The organism is Novosphingobium sp. FSW06-99 (assembly GCF_001519065.1).
In the GTDB taxonomy this organism is placed as follows: domain Bacteria; phylum Pseudomonadota; class Alphaproteobacteria; order Sphingomonadales; family Sphingomonadaceae; genus Novosphingobium.
Genome location: NZ_KQ954255.1, coordinates 30,791 through 47,070, shown reverse-complemented (window position 1 = coordinate 47,070; position 16,280 = coordinate 30,791). Strand labels below are relative to the sequence as shown.

16 protein-coding genes are annotated in these 16,280 nt (G+C 66.2%); 8 read left to right on the top strand and 8 right to left on the bottom strand.

Annotated elements, in window-relative coordinates:
• Nucleotides 1-20: 20 nt before the first annotated feature.
• The 4 genes from AQZ49_RS09110 to AQZ49_RS09095 all read right to left on the bottom strand — a co-directional run bounded on the left by AQZ49_RS09110 (nt 21) and on the right by AQZ49_RS09095 (nt 5,158).
• Nucleotides 21-1,544 (bottom strand): XrtA system polysaccharide chain length determinant, encoded by a 1,524-nt coding sequence (locus tag AQZ49_RS09110; protein ID WP_067614993.1) that lies wholly within the window; start codon nt 1,542-1,544, stop codon nt 21-23.
• A 16-nt stretch (nt 1,545-1,560) separates the two neighbouring features.
• Nucleotides 1,561-2,175 (bottom strand): XrtA/PEP-CTERM system exopolysaccharide export protein, encoded by a 615-nt coding sequence (locus AQZ49_RS09105; protein WP_156428250.1) that lies wholly within the window; start codon nt 2,173-2,175, stop codon nt 1,561-1,563.
• Nucleotides 2,176-2,393: 218 nt separating this feature from the next.
• Complete coding sequence (locus AQZ49_RS09100) at nt 2,394-3,641, bottom strand: pyridoxal-dependent decarboxylase, exosortase A system-associated (protein ID WP_067614991.1); 1,248 nt, start codon at nt 3,639-3,641, stop codon at nt 2,394-2,396.
• Nucleotides 3,638-5,158: an AMP-binding protein gene (locus AQZ49_RS09095; protein ID WP_082701672.1), complete on the bottom strand. Its 1,521-nt coding sequence runs from the start codon at nt 5,156-5,158 to the stop codon at nt 3,638-3,640. Before AQZ49_RS09095 ends, AQZ49_RS09100 begins: the two co-directional genes overlap by 4 nt.
• Here AQZ49_RS09095 and AQZ49_RS09090 point away from each other — a divergent pair.
• From AQZ49_RS09090 to AQZ49_RS09075, 4 genes are read left to right on the top strand one after another with little or no spacing between them, the layout of a single operon-like run.
• Entirely contained in the window at nt 5,157-6,176 is a 1,020-nt protein-coding gene (locus AQZ49_RS09090) for a GNAT family N-acetyltransferase (RefSeq protein WP_067614990.1), read from the top strand. The two genes, AQZ49_RS09095 and AQZ49_RS09090, sit on opposite strands and share 2 nt — an antisense overlap.
• Nucleotides 6,173-6,433, top strand: a complete 261-nt coding sequence (locus tag AQZ49_RS09085) for an acyl carrier protein (protein ID WP_067614989.1) — start codon at nt 6,173-6,175, stop codon at nt 6,431-6,433. Before AQZ49_RS09090 ends, AQZ49_RS09085 begins: the two co-directional genes overlap by 4 nt.
• The gene (locus AQZ49_RS09080; protein ID WP_067614988.1) at nt 6,430-7,089 is read left to right on the top strand and encodes an alpha/beta hydrolase family protein; all 660 of its coding nucleotides are present in this window, start codon (nt 6,430-6,432) and stop codon (nt 7,087-7,089) included. Before AQZ49_RS09085 ends, AQZ49_RS09080 begins: the two co-directional genes overlap by 4 nt.
• The gene (locus tag AQZ49_RS09075; RefSeq protein ID WP_067614987.1) at nt 7,086-7,889 is read left to right on the top strand and encodes a hydrolase 1, exosortase A system-associated; all 804 of its coding nucleotides are present in this window, start codon (nt 7,086-7,088) and stop codon (nt 7,887-7,889) included. The genes AQZ49_RS09080 and AQZ49_RS09075 overlap by 4 nt, the downstream gene beginning before the upstream one ends.
• 37 nt (nt 7,890-7,926) lie before the next feature.
• Here AQZ49_RS09075 and trxB read toward each other — a convergent pair whose 3' ends face one another.
• The 3 genes from trxB to AQZ49_RS09060 are packed head-to-tail and all read right to left on the bottom strand — an operon-like array spanning nt 7,927 to nt 10,948.
• Nucleotides 7,927-8,889, bottom strand: a complete 963-nt coding sequence (gene trxB / locus AQZ49_RS09070; protein ID WP_067614986.1) for a thioredoxin-disulfide reductase — start codon at nt 8,887-8,889, stop codon at nt 7,927-7,929.
• A gap of 46 nt (nt 8,890-8,935) precedes the next feature.
• Nucleotides 8,936-9,709 (bottom strand): tyrosine-protein phosphatase, encoded by a 774-nt coding sequence (locus AQZ49_RS09065; protein ID WP_231739145.1) that lies wholly within the window; start codon nt 9,707-9,709, stop codon nt 8,936-8,938.
• Between the two features lie 33 nt (nt 9,710-9,742).
• On the bottom strand, nt 9,743-10,948 hold the full coding sequence (locus AQZ49_RS09060) for a M20 metallopeptidase family protein (RefSeq protein ID WP_067614984.1): 1,206 nt from the start codon (nt 10,946-10,948) through the stop codon (nt 9,743-9,745).
• An 89-nt stretch (nt 10,949-11,037) separates the two neighbouring features.
• Here AQZ49_RS09060 and AQZ49_RS09055 point away from each other — a divergent pair, with 89 nt between their 5' ends.
• The 4 genes from AQZ49_RS09055 (at nt 11,038) to AQZ49_RS21795 (ending at nt 15,600) form a co-directional block, all read left to right on the top strand.
• Complete coding sequence (locus AQZ49_RS09055; protein ID WP_067614983.1) at nt 11,038-12,285, top strand: acetyl-CoA C-acetyltransferase; 1,248 nt, start codon at nt 11,038-11,040, stop codon at nt 12,283-12,285.
• A 43-nt stretch (nt 12,286-12,328) separates the two neighbouring features.
• Complete coding sequence (locus AQZ49_RS09050) at nt 12,329-13,141, top strand: dienelactone hydrolase family protein (RefSeq protein WP_067614982.1); 813 nt, start codon at nt 12,329-12,331, stop codon at nt 13,139-13,141.
• A 47-nt stretch (nt 13,142-13,188) separates the two neighbouring features.
• Nucleotides 13,189-14,868 (top strand): energy-dependent translational throttle protein EttA, encoded by a 1,680-nt coding sequence (gene ettA / locus AQZ49_RS09045; protein WP_067614981.1) that lies wholly within the window; start codon nt 13,189-13,191, stop codon nt 14,866-14,868.
• 123 nt (nt 14,869-14,991) lie between these two features.
• Nucleotides 14,992-15,600: an RcnB family protein gene (locus tag AQZ49_RS21795; protein ID WP_231739143.1), complete on the top strand. Its 609-nt coding sequence runs from the start codon at nt 14,992-14,994 to the stop codon at nt 15,598-15,600.
• A 33-nt stretch (nt 15,601-15,633) separates the two neighbouring features.
• On the opposite strand, the gene AQZ49_RS09035 is transcribed toward AQZ49_RS21795, so the two are convergent.
• Entirely contained in the window at nt 15,634-15,906 is a 273-nt protein-coding gene (locus AQZ49_RS09035; protein WP_231739142.1) for a winged helix DNA-binding protein, read from the bottom strand.
• Nucleotides 15,907-16,280 lie beyond the last annotated feature (374 nt).

The window sequence follows — 16,280 nt, the reverse complement described above, 5'->3', positions numbered from 1 at the left end:
TGTTGCGTCCTTCCATCTGCCTAGGCCACCAACCGGCGTTTCATGAATTCCAGCGCCAGCAGCGCCAGCAACACCACCACCAGCCCGGCCAGACCGCCGCCAAACAGCTTGATCTGGCGGCGCCGCTCGGCGAGTGCGCTGTGCGTCAGGGCCAAAGTGACCGCACCCAGCACCGGCAGGCCCAGCGCGCGTTCAAGCTCTGCCGTGGTGGCAAACGTGCCCCGCAGACGGCCCAACGCGAAAGCTGCGCCAAACCCTGCGCCCAGCCCGGCGATCAGCACGCCGGCCAGCATCAACGGGCGATTGGGCGCCGCCGGTTCGCGCGGGGTGGTCGGCGGATCGATCACTTCGAATTTTACCGCGTTGTGTTCGTTTTCGACCTGGCCGCGCAGCCGCAGCGCCTCGCGGTCGCGCAACAGCTTGTCATATTGTTCCTTCAGCACGTCGTAATCGCGGTTGATCCGCGCGGCTTCGGCGGCGACCGCCGGTTCGCCATATTGCTGCGTGGTCAATTGCGCGATGTCGGCCTGCAACCCGGCCTTGCGCGATTGCAGCGCGACCATGCTCGCCTCGCGGTCGGCCTTGATCGATTGCAACGAGGCATAGGCCGGATTGGGCGTGCCCCCGCCACCATGGCCGCCTTCGCTGGCGGCGGCGCGCGCCAGTTGCGCGATTTGCGCGCGTTGCGCGATCACATCGGGATGGCTGTCGGTCAGGCCACGCGCGTGCATCGCGGCCAGATCGCTTTGCGCCTGCGCCAGGGCGCCCTTGGCACCGCCCGCGGTGCCCGGCACGCTGATCGTCGGCGGGGTGCCGGCCAGTTGCCCGTTGATCGAGGCGAGCGCGCTTTGCGCCGCCAGCAGGTCGGATTCGACCCCGCGCAATTCGGACCGGGCCCCTTCGATACGCGCCGTCGCCGCGCCGGTACCCGGCATCATCCCGGCATTCTTGGCCTCGAACGCCTCGCGCTTCTGCTCGGCGGCTTCGAGGTCTTTTTGCCGGTCGGACAATTGCTGGTCCATGAAGGCGAGCGTGTCGCTCATTTCGCCGCGCCCGCCCGACAGGTTTTCCTCGCGAAAGATGTCGATCATCTTTTGCGCGATATCCTGCGCCAGTTTCGCGTTTTCGGCATCGGTATAGCCGCTGCGGCCTGAAGTGGCGGCAATCTCGAACAGATTTTCCTGGCTGTTGGTCACCTTGATCGAATTGGCGAGCGCGGCAACCGCACCTTCCATCGCCTTGTCGCTGGTGACTTTTTCGCCCAGCCGCGTGGCACGCACGACTTTTTCCAGATTGACCGCGCTGGTCAGCGTTTCGCGCACCCGGTCGATATCGCGATGACGATCGGCGCCCAGCCCGATCTGGTCGGACAGCACATCGTCGATGCGCACGAAGATGCGCGCGTGCGATTCATATTTGTTGGGGATCGCGGCCACCGCCAGCCATCCGGCCAGGCACACCAGCCACGCCACCCCCAGCGCAATCCAGCGCCGGTTCCAGATGGTGTAAAGCCCCGCCCGGATCTGATCGACAAGTCCGCTCATCCCCCGCGCCCGCCGCTCAGAACGCGCTTTCGGGGATGATGATCACATCGCCCGGCATCAGCATCACATTCGCACGGGTGTCACCCTTGCGCAGCAAGTCATTGATGCGCAGCGCATATTCCTTTTGTTTGCCGGTCTGTTTGTCAAACCGCACCAGCCGCGCGCGGTTGCCCGCGGCATATTCCGACAGCCCTCCCACCGCGATCATCGCATCGAGCAGCGTCATGTTGGCGCGATATGACAAGGATGCGGGCTTTTCGGTCGCCCCCACCACGCGCACTTGCTGGCTGTACGTGCCGGAAAACTTGTTGACGATCACCGAAACGATCGGTTCCTCGATATATTGCGACAGTTGCAGCTTGATATCTTCGGCCAGCATCGACGGGGTCTTGCCCACCGCCGGCATGTCAGTGATCAGCGGCGTGGTGATCCGCCCGTCGGGCCGCACTTGCACTTGCGCGCCCAGTTCGGGATTGCGCCAGACAAAGATCGTCAACTGGTCGAGCGGACCGATGATATAATCTTCGCCCGGCCCTTCCTGCAGCGACACGAACGCGGCCGGGGGCAATTGCGCCCCGCCGCCGTTGGCGCATCCCGACAGGCCTGCCACCGCCAGCCCGGCAAAGGCCATGGCCGCACGCCGACTGACCGGACGGTGCATGAAGGCGGGCAAGGCGTCGTTTGGCATGAACCATCCTTATCGGGCAGACCGGCTGTCCCGGCTGTCTCCAGGGGGGACACCAGGGCGCATTTTCAAGCCATGGCTATGGCCAAAAAGGGTAAAGATACCGTTAGTGCTTTACCCTTGGGCAGGCGCGTCCCGTCTCGGGACAGTGCCGGGCGTCCGGGTTAATCCTGCCCGATCAGGACTTCACGCGCCGGTCCATGGCCCAGAAATGCCGCCGGGCTGGCGCTGGCGCCATAGGCCCCGGCGCAGAACACCGCGACCAGATCGCCGGGCTCTGCCCGGGGCAGCGCCAGCGCATCGCCGATGCGGTCGAGCGGGGTGCACAGGCACCCCACGACATGCGCCACATCGTCGACGGGCGCGGCAAACCGCGTGGCAATGGCGCACGGATAGTTGCGGCGGATCACGCTGCCGAAATTGCCGCTGGCCGCCAGTTGGTGATGCAATCCGCCGTCGATCACCAGAAAGGTCTCGCCCCGGCTGTGCTTGCGGTCGATCACTTCGGCCAGATAGACCCCCGCCTCGGCAACCAGCCAGCGCCCGAGTTCGAGCACGAACCGCGTATCGCCGAGCACCCCTGCGCGGCGGTCGAGCGCCTCGCCCAGCCCGGCGCCGACCGCCCCGACATCGAGCGGCACCTGGCCATGAACATAAGGCACGCCGAACCCCCCGCCCAGATTGCACAGCGGCACGCCAACTCCCGCCGTATCGGCCAACCGCGCGACCAGATCGAGGGTCGCGGCCTGGCTGGCGATGATCGCCCGGGCATCGAGCGACTGGCTGCCTGCATAGACATGAAACCCGCGCCAGTCCGCGCCCGCCGCGACCAGCCGCCGCGCCAGCGCGGGCACCTGTTCGGCATCGACCCCAAAGGGCCGCGCGCCGCCGCCCATGCGCATGCCCGCGCCCGCCAGTTCGAAATCGGGATTGACCCGGATCGCGAGGCGCGGCGCGATCCCCGCCGCCTCGCCCGCCGCCAGCGCGCGATCGGCCTCATGCACGGATTCGACATGAAGCGTGGCCCCGGCGGCAATCGCGGCGACAATATCCGCACCGCGCTTGCCCGGCCCGGCAAAGCCGATGCGCGGCCCGGCCACACCCGCCGCCAGCACCGCCGCCAGTTCACCGCCCGAGGCAATGTCGAAACCATCGACCCGCGCCGCCATGAACGCCAGCAGCGGCGCAAACGGATTGGCCTTGACCGCATAATGCAGCCCCAGTCCTGTGGGCATTGCCTGCCGCCAAGCGGCAATCCGCGCCGCGATCATCCCCGCATCATAGACAAACAGCGGCGCGCCACCCGCGCGTGCCACCAGATCGCGCGCGCGCGCGCCACCGATCGCCAGTTCGCCGTCGATCGCGGCAAAGCCCGGCGGCACCGGCCCCATCGGTCTGGCAACAAGTGTCATGCCGCAGGCTTATCCGCCAAAGCCGATAATTCCCGGTAAAGGCCCGCACGATCAAGCTTGCCATTGGCTGTCTGCGGCAAGGCATCGCGCCAGTCGAGCACGCGCGGGATCATGAAGGCGGGCAATTCGCGCACCAGTGCGGGGATCAGCGCGGCACGGTCGGCCCCCGGCACGCCGACCGCCACCAGCGCGATGGCCTGGCCCAGGTCGGCATGGGGAAGACCCAGCGCAACCACCTCGTGCACCAGCCCGGTGGCCAGCGCCGCGTCCTCGATCTCTTGCGGGCTGACGCGGGTGCCGGCGGTCTTGATCATCGCGTCGCGACGCCCGACAAAGTGCAGCAGCCCCGCCGCATCGCGCCGCACCCGGTCGCCCGACCACACCGCCATGCCGCCCAGCCGCGAAAACGCGGGCGCCGGACGAAAGCGTTCGGCAGTGCGTTCTGCATCGCGCCAATAGCCCTGCGCCACCAGCGGCCCGGCATGGACCAGCTCGCCTTCCTCATCGACGCCCGCCTCGGTGCCGTCGTCGCGCACCACCAGGACTTCGGCATGGGGGATTGCCGTGCCGATCGCGGTGGGGTGCGCATCGATCAGCGCGGGATCGAGAAAAGTCGAACGGAACGCCTCGGTCAGGCCATACATCGCATAGAGATCAGCCTGCGGCGCCAGGGCGCGCAACCGCCGCACCAGCGCGGCATCGAGCGCACCGCCGCTGTTGGTCATCCGCCGCAAACCTGTCGGCGGCCAGTCGAGCGCGGCCAATTGGCGCCACAGTGGCGGCACGCCCGCCAGCGTGGTGATGCCGTGGCGCGCAACCGCGCGCAGCACGTCGCGCGCCAGCAAATAGTCGTGCGGCACCACGCTGGCCCCCGCCGCCCATGCCGAAAGAAGCTGATTCTGCCCGTAATCGAACGCCAGCGGCAGCACCGCCAGCACGCGATCGTCGGGCGCCAGCCGCAGATAATGGGCCACGCCGGTCGCCCCGAGCCACAGATTGGCATGGCTGAGCATCACGCCCTTGGGCGCCCCGGTCGAACCGCTGGTATAGAGCAACGCGGCCAGCGTCCCGGGATCGGCCTGCGACGCGGGCAGCGGATCGCACGCATCGAGCGCGCACAGCAACGCCGTATCGGGCACGCCCGCCACATCGATCGTGGCCAGCCGTTCGGCATTGGCGATCAGCAGCGCGGCACCGCTGTCCGCCAGGATATGCGCGACTTGCGCGCGTTTGAGCACGGGATTGACCGGCACATGTACCAGCCCGGCGCGCGCGCAGGCCAGCGGCATCAGACATGCCAGTTCCGCCTTGGGCAACCAGCTTGCCACGCGTGCCCCCGGCGCGGCATGGCTTGCCAACCATGCCGCAAGCTGGCCTATACGCCGATTTAACGCGGCATAGTCCATGATCCGGTCACCCAGGATCAGCGCCGGGGCATGGGGCGCGCCCCGCAACGGCAGATGATCGAGCGGGCGGGCCACCGGATCGGAAGGGGATGCAGCAGTCGCGGTCACCATGAAAGTCTATCACGCAGACCTTTACGAAGCGCAAGCAGACCCGGCGCTGGCCGCGCTGTTCGCGCAGGGCCCGGGCGTGACACCGTTCGACCGGCTGGATTGGCTGCGGCTGATGGCCGAGGAATGCCTGCATCCGGCACAATGCCTGATCGCGGTGGCGCGCGAAGGCGATGCGATCGCCGCATTGCCCTTGTGCGCCACGCGCGCAGGCTATGCCCCGCTGGCCAACTGGTACAGTTTCATCGCCCGCCCCCGCTTTGCCGCCCAGGGTGCGCGCCTGTTACCCGCCCTGATCCGCAGCCTGTCGCCGCGCGGCGCGTTGCACCTGGCGCCGCTACCCACCGCCGAGGCCGATGTGATGCTGGCCGCGGTGCGGCAGGCCGGGTGGATCGGTTTGCTGGCGCCCGATCATCGCAACCACAGATTGCACCCCGCCGGGCGCGATTTCGCGACATGGTGGGCAACCCGACCCGGCCAGTTGCGCGAAACCGTACGGCGCAAGCGCGGCAAAGTGTCCGTGCACATCGGCCACGCCTTCGATCCCGACATCTGGGCCACCTATGAAGCGATCTATGGCAAAAGCTGGAAACCCGCCGAAGGTTCGCCCGCGTTTCTGCGCCGCTTTGCCCAGGCGGAGGGCAACGCCGGGCGCCTGCGGCTCGGGCTGGCCACGGTCGACGGCACACCGGTCGCCGCGCAGTTCTGGACTGTCGAGGCAGGCACCGCGTTCATCCACAAGCTGGCCCACGATCCGGCAGCGGCGGTGCATTCGCCCGGCACGGTGCTCAGCCATGCGCTGTTTGCCATGGCGTTCGACGAGGACCGTGTCGATACGATCGATTTCGGCACTGGCGATGATGCCTACAAACGCGACTGGATGGAAACCGCGACCGTGCGCCACCGGCTGGAGGCCTATCACCCGCGCGCGGTGCGGCACTGGCCCGCGCTGGGGCGGATGGTGGCGAAACGGGCGCTGCACCTTGCCCGTGGCGATGCGGATGATAAGGCGACGCGATGAACGAACACACCGATGCCGGTTTGCGCGACGTGCTGGGCCAGGTGCTGGGGTTAAGCCCGGCCCGGCTGGCGGCGATGACCGCGCCCACGCCGTTGCTGGGCGCGCTGCCCGAACTCGATTCAATGGCGATCGCCACGCTGTTCGGCGCGCTGGAGGATCATTTCGGGGTGATCTTCGACGATGCCGAACTGACCGGTGACACGCTGGCGACCTTTGGCACGCTGGCCGCGCTGGTGCAGGCAAAGCGCGCCGGGTGATCGTGGCCTGGCCTTGTTCGGGCGGCGATGAATTCGCCGCGGTGTTCGACCGCGACCGGCGCCACCGGCTGCTGATCGTGCCGCCGCTGTTCGCCGAAATGAACCGCACCCGGCGCTTTGCGATCGACACCATGCGCGCGCTCGACAGTGCGGGGATCGACAGTTTTCTGCCCGACTTGCCTGGCACCAACGAAAGCCTGCAACCGCTCGCCAGCCAAAGCCTGCACAGTTGGCGCACTGCCATGGCGCGCGCGGCGCGCCATTTTGCCGCGACCCATGTGCTGGCTCTGCGTGGCGGTGTGCTGGTATTTCCCAACGCACTGCCCGGCTGGGTGCTCGAACCGGTCGGCGGGGCCAGCCTGTTGCGCCAGATGCTGCGCGCAGCGGTGCTGGCCGCGCGTGAGACGGGCGAATACGTCGACAGCGCCGACTTGCTGGAAACCGGACGCACCGAAGGGCTGCGGCTGGCCGGGTACGACCTCGGCCCGGCGCTGATCGCCGGGCTGGAAAGCGCGCGCCCGCTCGATGAAGGCCAGCGCGAGATCCGCCAGTCCGAACTTGGCGGCCCGGCGCTGTGGCTGCGGGCCGAGCCCGGGCATGATCCGGCGCAATCGGCGCGGCTGGCGGCGATCATCGCCTCCGGGATCGCCGCATGACCCGGCGCCCGGTCACCTTTCCGTGCGGCGGCGCGCGACTGTCGGGCATGCTCGATTGCGGCAATCTGCATGGCCAGACCGGCCTGATGATCGTGTCGGGCGGCACCGAAGTGCGTGCCGGGGCCTTTGCCGGCCAGGCGGACATGGCCGCGCGTCTGGCCGATACCGCAGGCGTGCCGGTGTTCCGGTTTGACCGGCGCGGGATCGGCGACAGCGAAGGCAACGATCCCGGCTGGCAAGGCGCGCGCGATGATATCGCCGCCGCGCTGGGCACGTTCCGCGCGGCCATGCCGGGCATGCGCCGGGTGGTCGGCTATGGCCTGTGCGATGCGGCCAGCGCATTGATGCTGCACGCAGCGACGCTGGGCGATCATGGCTTCGATGCGCTGGTGCTCGCCAATCCGTGGATGCTCGACGGCGATGACCAGGGCCACAGCCCCGGCGCGCTGCGACGGCGCTATGGCGCAAACCTGATCGATCCGCGCGCGTGGGGGCGGCTGGTCAGCGGACAGGTCAATCTGTTGCGGCTGCTGCGCGGGCTGGGCCGGGCAACGCGGCGCGAACCGGCCGCATCCCCGCTGATCGCGCAATTGCAGGCCGGGCTGGCGCGCTATGAGGGGCCCGTCACACTGCTGGCTGCGGCGGGCGACCGCGTCGGCGCGCAATTTTGCGCGGTGTGGCCCGGCGATGACCCCAGACTGGTGATCCATCCCGGCCACAGCCACAGCTTTACCGACGATCCCGATGCTTGCGCCTGGCTGTTTGACAGACTGGTTGAGGCGACCGCCTCAAGACACTGAAAATCCTCCCCCTCCCCATGCTGGGGAGGATCGCGATCTATTCGGCGGCCTGGCTGAGCAGGGCAAAATCGCGTTCGGCCAGAAAGCGTTCGGCATCGAGCGCGGCCATGCAGCCGGTGCCCGCCGCCGTTACCGCCTGGCGATAGGTGTGGTCCATCACATCGCCGCAGGCAAACACGCCGGGGATGGCGGTCTTGGGCGTGCCCGGTTCGACCACGATATAGCCATTGGCATCGAGTTCCAGCTTGCCCCGGAACAAGTCGGTCGCGGGCGCATGGCCGATCGCCACGAACGCGCCATCGGTCGTCACTTCGTGGAATTCACCGGTCACCGTGTCGGTCAGCGCCACCCCGGTCAGCCCGTTTTCACCCACGAAGCGATCGACCGCCTTGTTCCACAGCACGCTGATCTTGGGATGGGCAAACAGCCGGTCCTGCAAGATGCGTTCGGCGCGCAAGGTATCGCGGCGGTGGATCAGCACGACTTCGCTGGCATGGTTGGTCAGGTACAACGCCTCTTCGACCGCCGTGTTGCCGCCGCCGATCACCACGACTTTCTTGCCGCGATAGAAAAAGCCGTCGCACGTGGCGCAGGCCGATACGCCCTTGCCGCCCAGTTCCGCCTCGCCCGGCGCGCCCAGCCAGCGTGCCTGCGCGCCGGTGGCGATCACCAGGCAATCGCCTTCATAGATATCGCCGCTGTCGCCCACCGCGCGGAACGGCGATCCGTCGAGGCTGATATCGGTGATCGTGTCCCAGATCATCCGCGTGCCGACATGTTCGGCCTGCGCCTGCATTTCCTGCACCAGCCAGGGGCCCTGGATCACATCGCGAAAGCCGGGATAGTTTTCGACATCGGTGGTGATGGTCAATTGGCCACCCGGCTGCAACCCCTGCACCACGATCGGCTGCATCCCCGCGCGCGCGCCATAGATCGCAGCGGTCAGCCCGGCCGGGCCCGAACCGACGATAAGCATGCGGGTCTTGTGCGTGGTCGTCATCGCTGTCTCCGTTTACGCCCGCGAGATAAGCACGCGGGCCGCGGAGTCAATCGACCAGACGGGCTTCGATCATGACAATCTGTGCCGGACCGATCCCCAGCACATCGCGCGCATAGGCTTCGATGCTGCCGCACTGGTCGCGAATCGCGGCGAAGGCGGTGTCGAGATAGACCGCCTCCACCCCCAGCACCACGCGCATGGTGGCCTCGTCCAGCCCCATGTCGGCCAGCGAATGGCTTTGCGAGGCGATCCGCGCCTCGATATTCCCGGCGGTGTTGGTCAGCAGGTAATCCTCGACAATATCGTCGTAATGAACGCCCAGCAGATGGTGGATCAGCGCCACGCCCAGCCCGGTGCGGTCCTTGCCTGCCAGACAGTGCAGCAGGCTGGCGCCTTCGCGGGTGGCCAGCGCCTGCCCATAAAGGCGCCAGGTGCCGGTCAACACGCCGCGAAACGCCATGCCTTCGTAAAGCCGGATCATCCGGTCGCGCGCGTCGCCGGGTGTACGGATCCGGTCGGCGGCTTCGGCGTGTGCGGCCTGGCCCTGCATGCTGGCGGTTTCGCCGGGGACGAACAGCACGTCGCCCGCAAAATCTTCATGCCGCAGGCACGGAAACGCTGCGCGTTCGCTGTCGCCGCGCAAGTCGATCACCGTGGCAATGCCCAGATCGCGCACCCGTTGCAGATCGTCAGGCGTTGCGGTGGCATGTTGCCCCGATCGCCACAGCCGCCCGCGCACCAGCCGCCCGGCGCGCGCCTGATACCCCCCATAATCGCGAAAATTGTGAATGCCTTCAAAGTGCAGGACGCGCTCGTTCATCATTGTTCCCGTATGCCGTCGCCAGATGACGGTTTAAAAACCCTGTGCGAGAAACCGCTCGGCGCACCCGGCCAGCAGTGCGGTGCCCAGCGGCAGGGCGCCTTCATCGACCACCATGCGCGGCGAATGGATGCCCCGGCACTGGCGCAGATCAGCCTCGGGCGCCGCGACCCCCAGAAAGAACATCGCGCCAGGCACTTTTTCCAGCACATAGGCAAAGTCTTCGGCGCCCATGATCGGATGCGACAGCCGGTGAAAGCGCAAGGGCGCGCCGATCTCGTGTGCCACCGCTTCGCCCAGATCGACCGCGCGCGCATCGCACAATGTCACCGGAAACCCCTCGAACACCTCGGCGCTGGCCGACAGGCCATGCGCGGCGGCGATGCCGGTTGCCAGCGTGATCAACTGTTCATGCACCGCCACGCGGTTGTGCGGCGACAGCGTGCGGATGGTGCCCTTCAGCACCGCGCGATCAGGGATCACATTGTGCGCGGTGCCCGCATGGATCTGCGACACGGTCACCACCACCGGATCGGCCACCGGAAAGCGGCGCGTGACCATCGTCTGGAGCGCTGTGACGATTTCACAGGCAATCGGCATCGGATCGAGCGTCTGGTGCGGCATCGAGGCATGGCCGCCGCGCCCCTCGACGGTGATCTCGAACCGGTCGGCCGAGGCCAACAGCGCACCGGCGCGCCCCGCGACCACGCCATGCCCGCTGTCGGGCATCACGTGCAGCGCAAAGGCCGCATCGGGCAGCGGATCGAGCAAGCCATCGTCGAGCATGAACCGCGCACCATGAAATCCTTCCTCGCCGGGCTGGAACATGAACAGCACTTCGCCCGCAAACCGGTCGCGCCGCGCGCACAGCACATCGACCGCGCCCGCCAGCATCGCCGCATGGGTATCATGCCCGCACGAATGCATCGCGCCGGGCACCTGGCTGGCAAACGGCAGCCCGGTTTCCTCGTCCATCGGCAGGGCATCGGTGTCGCCGCGCAAAACCACCCGGCGCAACGGCCCGGTGGCAGGCGCCGTGCCGACCAGCCGCGCCACCAGCCCGGTGGTCGAAGGCCCTTCGCGCCATTCCAGCGGCAAGTGCGCGAGTGCCGCGCGCAGCTTGTCGCGGGTACGCGGATTGTCGAGGCCCAGTTCGGGTTCGGCATGGATCGCCCGGCGCAAGGCGACGATCCGGTCGGCAAAACCACGGGCGGTGTCGAGGATCTCGGTGTGCAGCATGGCGGGGTCTCCTTGGCCCCACCTTAACGCTTGCGCGGCTGCCGCAAAGCCTTTAATCGTTCGGTTAAACGTTTTGGAGGAACCCTGTCATGGCCGAAGCCTATATCATCGACGCCGTTCGCACCCCGCGCGGGATCGGCAAGCCGGGCAAAGGTGCGCTGTCACATCTGCACCCCCAGCAACTGGCCGCCACCGTGCTCAAGGCGATCAAGGATCGCAACCATCTCGACACCAGCACGGTCGATGACGTGATCTGGTCGACGTCATCCCAATATGGCAAGCAGGGTGGCGATCTGGGCCGCATGGCCGCGCTGGCGGCGGGCTATGACATTTCGGCCAGCGGCACCACGCTCGACCGGTTCTGCGGCGGCGGGATCACTTCGGTCAACCTGGCCACTGCCAGCGTGATGTCGGGGATGGAAGACTGCGTGATCGCAGGCGGCACCGAAATGATGAGCTTTACCGCAGCGCACGGCGCCGAACAGGCCAATGCCGGGATCAAACCGCTGGGCATGGGTTCGGGCAATGCCGCGCTCGATGCGATCCACCCGCAATCGCACCAGGGCGTGTGCGGCGATGCGATTGCCGCCAAGGAAGGCATCGGCCGCGAGGCGCTCGACGCGCTGGCGCTGGTCAGCCAGAAGCGCGCCGCCGTGGCGATTGCCGAAGGGCGCTTCGCCAAGTCAGTGGTGCCGGTCTATAACGACGACGGCACCGTCGCGCTCGATCGCGAGGAATTTCCGCGTCCCGAGACCACGATCGAAGGGCTGTCTTCGCTCAAGGCCAGCTTTGACGGGGTCGCCGATTTCGACCTGGGCGGCACGACTTTCCGTCAGCAGATCAAGCGCCGCTATCCCGATCTGGAATGGAAGGGCGTGCATCATGCCGGCAATTCGTCGGGCGTGGTCGATGGCGCGGCGGCGATCCTCATCACCAGCCCCGCCTATGCCGAAAAACACGGGCTGAAGCCCCGCGCGCGCGTGGTCGCCTATGCCAACCAGGGCGATGACCCGACGCTGATGCTCAACGCCCCGGTTCCGGCCGCCAAAAAGGTGCTGGCGAAGGCAGGACTGACCGTTGAAGACATCGACTTGTGGGAGATCAACGAGGCCTTTGCGGTGGTTGCCGAAAAGTTCATCCGCGATCTTCATCTCGACCGCGCCAAGGTCAACGTCAATGGCGGGGCGATGGCGCTGGGCCACCCGATCGGCGCCACCGGCTCGATCCTGATCGGCACCGTGCTCGACGAACTCGAACGCACCGGCGGGCGTTATGGCCTGGTCACGATGTGCGCGGCGGGCGGCATGGCCCCGGCCATCATCATCGAGCGCCTCTGAACTGTCCTCCCCGGCGCGGGGAGGATTTGGTAGAGGGGTGACCATGCGCAACGTTGATGCCTTTGCCGAATATACCGCATTCGATTTCACCGCCGGTCCCTATACGCGCAAAGTCTGGCGCAAGGGGACCGGTCCGGCGGTGATCGTGATGCACGAAATGCCCAACTTGCACCCGCTGGTGCTGCGCTTTGCCGACCGCGTGGCGGCGGCCGGCATGACGGTGTTCTGCCCCAGCCTGTTTGGCGAGGACGGACGCGTGCCAAGCAAGCGGTACATGATGGCGCAGGCGATCTGGACTTTGTGCGTGCGGCGCGAATTCAACGCCTGGGCCAATGGCAAGTCGAGCGCGATCGTCGACTGGTTGCGCGCGCTGGCGCGCCATGCCCATGACGAATGCGGCGGACGCGGTGTGGGCGCGGTTGGCATGTGCTTTACCGGCGGGTTTGCGCTGGCGATGATGACCGAACCGTCGGTGGTCGCCCCTGTGCTGTCGCAGCCCTCACTGCCGATCAGCAAAAAGGGCGCCGCGATGATCGATGCCAGCGAGGCCGAACTGGCCTGCGCCGGCTCACGGTTGGCCGCCGAAGACCTGTCGATGCTGGGCCTGCGTTTCAAATCGGACAAGCTGGTGCCGGCTGCGCGCTTTGCCATGCTGAAAGACCGCTTTGGCGACCGGTTTCGCGCGATCGAGCTGGACGATGCCGATGCCAACCCCGATACGCCGTTCGATCCGCATTCGGTGCTGACCTGGCACGTGATCGACCAGCCAGGCAGCACGACACGATCGGTAGAGGCAGAAGTGATCGGATTTTTCCGCGAAGCGACCGCCCCGCTTGCAGGCACCGCGCCCGCCTAGTAGAGCGCCGCGAGACGACAGTTCACGCGCATTGCCAAAGGACGACCATGGCCGCCCAGTACGCCTACGTCATGAAGAACATGACGAAGACTTTTCCCGGCGCGCAAAAGCCGGTGCTCAGCGATATCAACCTGCAGTTCTATCAGGGTGCAAAGATCGGCATCGTCGGCCCCAACGGTGCCGGCAAGTCGACCCTGATGAAGATCATGGCCGGGATCGACAAGGATTTCACCGGCGAAGCCTGGCCGGGTGAATATATCACCGTGGGCTATCTGGCGCAGGAACCCCAGCTCGATCCCAACAAGACAGTGCTTGAAAACGTCAAGGACGGCGCGCGTGAAGTGGCCGATCTGGTCGACCGTTTCAACGAGATTTCCAACCTGATGGCCGATCCGCCGGAAGACGTCGATTTCGACGCGCTGATGGACGAAATGGGCGACCTGCAGGGCAAGATCGATGCGGTCGATGGCTGGACGCTCGACAACCAGCTTGAAATCGCGATGGAAGCGCTGCGCTGTCCGCCGTCGGACTGGTCGGTCGAAAACCTGTCGGGCGGCGAACGCCGCCGCATCGCGCTGACGCGCCTGCTGATCCAGAAGCCGTCGATCCTGCTGCTCGACGAACCGACCAACCACCTCGATGCCGAATCCGTCGAATGGCTGGAAAACCATCTCAAGGAATATGCCGGCGCGGTGCTGATGATCACCCACGACCGCTATTTCCTCGACAACGTGGTCGGCTGGATCCTTGAACTCGACCGGGGCAAATACTTCCCCTACGAAGGCAATTATTCGACCTACCTGGAAAAGAAGTCCAAGCGGCTCGAACAGGAAGATCGCGAAGCGACCGGTCGGCAAAAGGCCATCAACGACGAACTCGAATGGATCCGCGCCGGGACCAAGGGTCGCCAGACCAAGTCCAAATCGCGTATCAAGAAGTTCGAGGAACTGGTCGCCAGCCAGAACAACCGCAGCCCGGGCAAGGCGCAGATCGTCATCCAGGTGCCCGAACGTCTGGGCGGCAAAGTGATCGAGGCCAAGGGCCTGACCAAGGCCTATGGCGACAAGCTGTTGTTCGAGGACTTGTCGTTCCTGTTGCCGCCGGGCGGCATCGTCGGGGTGATCGGCCCCAACGGCGCGGGCAAATCGACCCTGTTCAAGCTGATCACCGGGCAGGAACAGCCCGATGAAGGAACCATCGACATCGGCTCGACCGTACGGCTGGGCTATGTCGATCAAAGCCGCGACGCGCTCGATCCGACCAAGAACGTGTGGGAGGAAATCTCCGGCGGGCACGACTACATGAAAGTCAACGGGTTCGACACGTCGACCCGTGCCTATGTCGGCGCGTTCAACTTCAAGGGCCAGGATCAGCAGAAAAACGTCGGCAAGCTGTCGGGCGGTGAACGCAACCGCGTGCACATGGCCAAGATGCTGAAACAGGGCGGCAACGTGCTGCTGCTCGACGAACCGACCAACGACCTCGATGTCGAAACGCTGGGCGCACTGGAAGAAGCGATCGAAAACTTTGCCGGTTGCGCGGTGGTGATCAGCCACGACCGGTTCTTCCTCGATCGTCTGGCCACGCATATCCTGGCCTTCGAAGGCAACAGCCACGTCGAATGGTTCGAAGGCAACTTCGCCGCTTATGAAGAGGACAAGCGCCGCCGTCTGGGCGATGCCGCCGACCGGCCGACGCCGCTGGCGTACAAGAAGCTGTCACGCTGAACCGATGGCGGGGGCGACCAAGCCCCCGCCATGCGGAATGTTGAGACTTTATCCACCGGTCATGCGGAATAACCCTGATCGCCCGGCGATTCGCACTTTGCGCGTCGGGCCAGGAGATTGGCCATGGCGCGACGCGACCATCGCAAGCTGATGCTGCTGGCCACCGCGCCGGACGTCGCGATGGCCACCACCCGCGCCGCGGCTACGCATGCCGCCAGCACGCCGGTCGCTGCCGCGCCGGCCTTGCCGACCCGCATCGCACCTCGGCACGCACCGGTCGCAAGCCCGGTCCCACGTCATATCGCCGCGCACGCCGCCAGCGCTCCATCACGGCACACGGCTGCACAGGCCCAGGTCGCCGCCGCCGATGCAGAGCCACCGCGGGCCCGTGTGGCAGCCTATGCCGCGCCGGTGGGTGCCCAGCGATGGAATCGCGGGTGGCACGGTGAAAGCCGGTATGACTGGGCCGGCTGGCGCGCCAGCCACCGTGAAACCTATCGGCTGGGCTATTATTATCCGCCCTTGGGCGATTATGCCTATGCGCCGGTCGGCAATGATACGCCGCTCGATGCCGCGTTCATGGCCGAACAGTTCTGGATCGCCGATCCGTCGATCTATCACTTGCCCCCGGTCTGGGGCCCCTATCGCTGGGTGCGCTATTACAACGACGCGCTGCTGGTCGATATCGACACCGGGCAGGTCATCGACGTGGTGCGCGCCATTTTCCTGTGACGCGCGGCGATCATTTGCTGTGACGCGCGGCGATCAATCACCGATCCTGATCGCATCGAGCACGCGGATCATCAGCGCGTCACCCGCCTCGGTCAGGCGCACATAGCGGCGGCGCCCGTCGACATTGTCGGACGCGCGATAAATCAGCCCTTCCTGTTCCAACCGGGCCAGCCAGCGCAAGATCGTGGTCGAGGGTACACCGGCCTCGATGCACACGCTCGACACCTGGATCTCGCGGCGGCTGCGCTGGGCGATGAACACGTCGAGCAGGATATCCCATGCCGGTTCCCCGAACAGGCCCCCCATTCCCGCTGCCGCGTCCCGCCGACGCCGTGCCTCATAGGCCATCTTTGCACGACGCAAATACCGACTATCGTTATCCACACGGACGTCCAAGTCTGTCGTCTCCGTCAAACGGGTTGCCAACCATCAACCGATCAGAACAGCGGGACAAATCCAGATTGTCCGGTTCAACTGTTGGCCCAGTGACCAACATGACATGAACGAGAATCGCGCGTCCCGCTTCGGTTCGGATACTTCCGGTATCCCCGTATTAACCACCGTCACACGAGATTTTTGCTGTTTTTGCAATGAGTTTTGTCCAGAATGGACTAAAACCAGCCGCTATAACGTGCATGGTGCCGCTTTGCCGGGCGGCGCCACCCCCTCTTGCCGTCCGC

Coding starts and splice junctions, on each gene's coding strand:
- AQZ49_RS09085 (WP_067614989.1), top strand. CDS start 6,173: ATGAACGAACACACCGATGCCGGTTTGCGCGACGTGCTGGGCCAGGTG.
- trxB (WP_067614986.1), bottom strand. CDS start 8,889: ATGACGACCACGCACAAGACCCGCATGCTTATCGTCGGTTCGGGCCCG.
- AQZ49_RS09090 (WP_067614990.1), top strand. CDS start 5,157: ATGAAAGTCTATCACGCAGACCTTTACGAAGCGCAAGCAGACCCGGCG.
- AQZ49_RS09095 (WP_082701672.1), bottom strand. CDS start 5,158: ATGGTGACCGCGACTGCTGCATCCCCTTCCGATCCGGTGGCCCGCCCG.
- AQZ49_RS09075 (WP_067614987.1), top strand. CDS start 7,086: ATGACCCGGCGCCCGGTCACCTTTCCGTGCGGCGGCGCGCGACTGTCG.
- AQZ49_RS09055 (WP_067614983.1), top strand. CDS start 11,038: ATGGCCGAAGCCTATATCATCGACGCCGTTCGCACCCCGCGCGGGATC.
- AQZ49_RS09035 (WP_231739142.1), bottom strand. CDS start 15,906: ATGGGGGGCCTGTTCGGGGAACCGGCATGGGATATCCTGCTCGACGTG.
- ettA (WP_067614981.1), top strand. CDS start 13,189: ATGGCCGCCCAGTACGCCTACGTCATGAAGAACATGACGAAGACTTTT.
- AQZ49_RS09110 (WP_067614993.1), bottom strand. CDS start 1,544: ATGAGCGGACTTGTCGATCAGATCCGGGCGGGGCTTTACACCATCTGG.
- AQZ49_RS09060 (WP_067614984.1), bottom strand. CDS start 10,948: ATGCTGCACACCGAGATCCTCGACACCGCCCGTGGTTTTGCCGACCGG.
- AQZ49_RS09105 (WP_156428250.1), bottom strand. CDS start 2,175: ATGGCCTTTGCCGGGCTGGCGGTGGCAGGCCTGTCGGGATGCGCCAAC.
- AQZ49_RS21795 (WP_231739143.1), top strand. CDS start 14,992: ATGGCGCGACGCGACCATCGCAAGCTGATGCTGCTGGCCACCGCGCCG.
- AQZ49_RS09050 (WP_067614982.1), top strand. CDS start 12,329: ATGCGCAACGTTGATGCCTTTGCCGAATATACCGCATTCGATTTCACC.
- AQZ49_RS09100 (WP_067614991.1), bottom strand. CDS start 3,641: ATGACACTTGTTGCCAGACCGATGGGGCCGGTGCCGCCGGGCTTTGCC.
- AQZ49_RS09065 (WP_231739145.1), bottom strand. CDS start 9,709: ATGAACGAGCGCGTCCTGCACTTTGAAGGCATTCACAATTTTCGCGAT.